Origin of the sequence: Frankia gtarii (assembly GCF_025403375.1) — a bacterium.
Taxonomy (GTDB): Bacteria; Actinomycetota; Actinomycetes; order Frankiales; family Frankiaceae; genus Frankia; species Frankia gtarii.
Genome location: NZ_JAMPTM010000490.1, coordinates 1 through 2,260, shown reverse-complemented (window position 1 = coordinate 2,260; position 2,260 = coordinate 1). Strand labels below are relative to the sequence as shown.

Annotated in this window: 1 protein-coding gene; it reads right to left on the bottom strand. The window is 70.4% G+C overall.

Annotated features, from left to right (window positions below):
• Positions 1-1,879, bottom strand: a 1,879-nt coding sequence (locus NBZ83_RS31745) for a beta-propeller fold lactonase family protein (RefSeq protein ID WP_261576465.1), incomplete at its 3' end; no start/stop codon positions are given.
• Positions 1,880-2,260: the final 381 nt, after the last annotated feature.

The window sequence follows — 2,260 nt, the reverse complement described above, 5'->3', positions numbered from 1 at the left end:
GAGGAGTCCAGGTGATCGTGACCTCACCGTTGCCGTCGTTGACCGTGCCCGCGTTGACCCCGGTGGTCAGGACGGGGTTCTCGATGGTCGACGCGGCGAACGAGCTCCCGCCCGCGCCGCCGGCGCCGGCGCCACCGTAGCCGCCGAAGGTGCCGCCGCCACCGGAGCCGCCGCCACCACCGAAGTAGCCGCCACCCGCGCCGCCGCCCGCGCCACCACCGGACGTGGTGGCGGTCGGGTCCAGGCAGGGCGGGGTGTGCACCCCGGTGCAGGGCAGGTTCCCGGCACCGCCGGCACCGCCGGCACCGGACGTGCCGTCAGTACCGTCCCCGCCGCAGCGCGGATCGGTCAGCGGATCGGTGGTCGGGGGATTCCCGGCACCGTGCCGGCACGCGTTCAGGCCTCCGGCGCCTCCGGTGGTCTGGATGCCGCTCTTGCCCGGGAGTCCGGCATTACCACCATCGACGGTCGACCCGCCGTCGGCGCCGACGTCACCGCCGCCGGCACCCCCGGCTCCGCCGAGCGCGTTGCCCTGCCCGCCGACGCCGCCGCCGCCGCCTCCGCCGGCACCGACCAGCACCCGGGTGGACTGGTCGCACTTGCGTGCGACACATCCCGCCGCGGCCACGCGGACGTCGGAGGAACCGCCGCCGCCGGAGCCGTTACCACCGTTGAACGCTGTTCCGCCGTTCGCGCCGGAGCCATCACCAGGCCCACCCGACACGCCGGCGTCGGACCCACCGGACCCGCCGAGGGCTCCCGATCCGCCGGACGGGCCATTGCTCATTCCGCCCGAGCGCGAGGCCCCGGTTCCGTTGGCGCCCTTGCCCGCCACGTTCACCTGCAGGACCTGGTTGTCCTTCAGCCCCGTCAGCGACCCGGACGCCTGGCCACCGCCGCCTCCGGGACGCCCGGTGATGTCCCCTGCCGGAGACGGGTGTGCCGCGTCACCAGCGATGAAGTAGTGCCCGCCCTGGGCGCCGGTCACCACGACCTCGACCGAGCTCACTCCCGCGGGCACCGTGAAGGTGTCCGATCCGATGGTGTGATACGTGCAGGTCATTGTCGTCGTCCCGGACAGCGCACCGGTCGTCCCGCACACCGGCGGGGGCGGTACGGCCTTCGGTGGTGCGCTGATCGCGATCCCCACCGGCCGGTCACCGACGGGGATCGGGGTGCCGGCGGTGTTGCTGGCCACATCGATCGGCGTCACCGTGTCGCTGTCGCGGTTGACCGCATAGGCGGCCACGCCGTCCGGCGTGACCGCGATGTAGAACGGTTCGATGCCTCCGGTGGAGATAGGAGTGCCGGGGGTGTTGGTGGCCACATCGATCGGCGTCACCACGTTGTCACGCTCATTGGTGACGTACACGGTTCGGCCATTGGGCGTGATCGAGATCCCGACCGGACGGTCGCTGACCGGAATCGGTGTGCCGGGGGTGTTGGTGGCCACATTGATCGGCGTCACGGTGGCGCTGGCAGCGTCGGCGTTGTCCGTGATGTACACGGTCTTGCCGTCGGGTGTGATCACAATTCCCTGCGGGTTGTTCCCGGCCGGAATCGGTGTGCCGGGGGTGTTGGTGGCGACATCGATCGGCGTCACCGTGTTGCTTGCGGCATTGGTGACGTAGGCGGTCCTGCCATCCGGGGTGATCGCGACGTAGTGTGCGTCGTCCCCGACCGGGATGTGGGCACCGGGAGTATTGGTGGCCACATCGATCGGCGTCACGTCATCGCTGGCGTTGTCCACCACGTAAGCAGTCCGGCCGTCGGGAGTCACTGCGACCCCGAACGGGAACTGACCGACCGGGATCGGGGCACCAGGGGTGTTGGTGGCCACATCGATCGGCGTCACCGTGTTGTCAGCCCGGTTCGTCACATAGACGGTCCTGCCATCAGGTGTGACCGTGAGCCCTCTGGGGCTTGCACCTACCCGGATCGGGGCACCGGCCGTATTGGTCGTCACGTCGATCGGGGTGACCGTGTTCCCGAAATTGTTGATCACATAGGCGTTGGCTGCTGCCGGCTTCGGAGCAGGGCCTGGCGGTACGCTCGGACTCGATGTGGGGCTCGGTGTCGGTGTGGGTGTCGATGTCGGAGGCGTGGACGGCTTCGTGGGCTTGGGGTCCTGCGAGGAACCCCACGTGATGACGACCTCGCCGTCGCCCTTGTTGACGGTCCCGTCGTTGACACCAGCGGTCAGGGCGACAGAGCTCACCGTGGGTGCGGCGAAGGAGCTTCCCCCGCCCCCACCGGCACC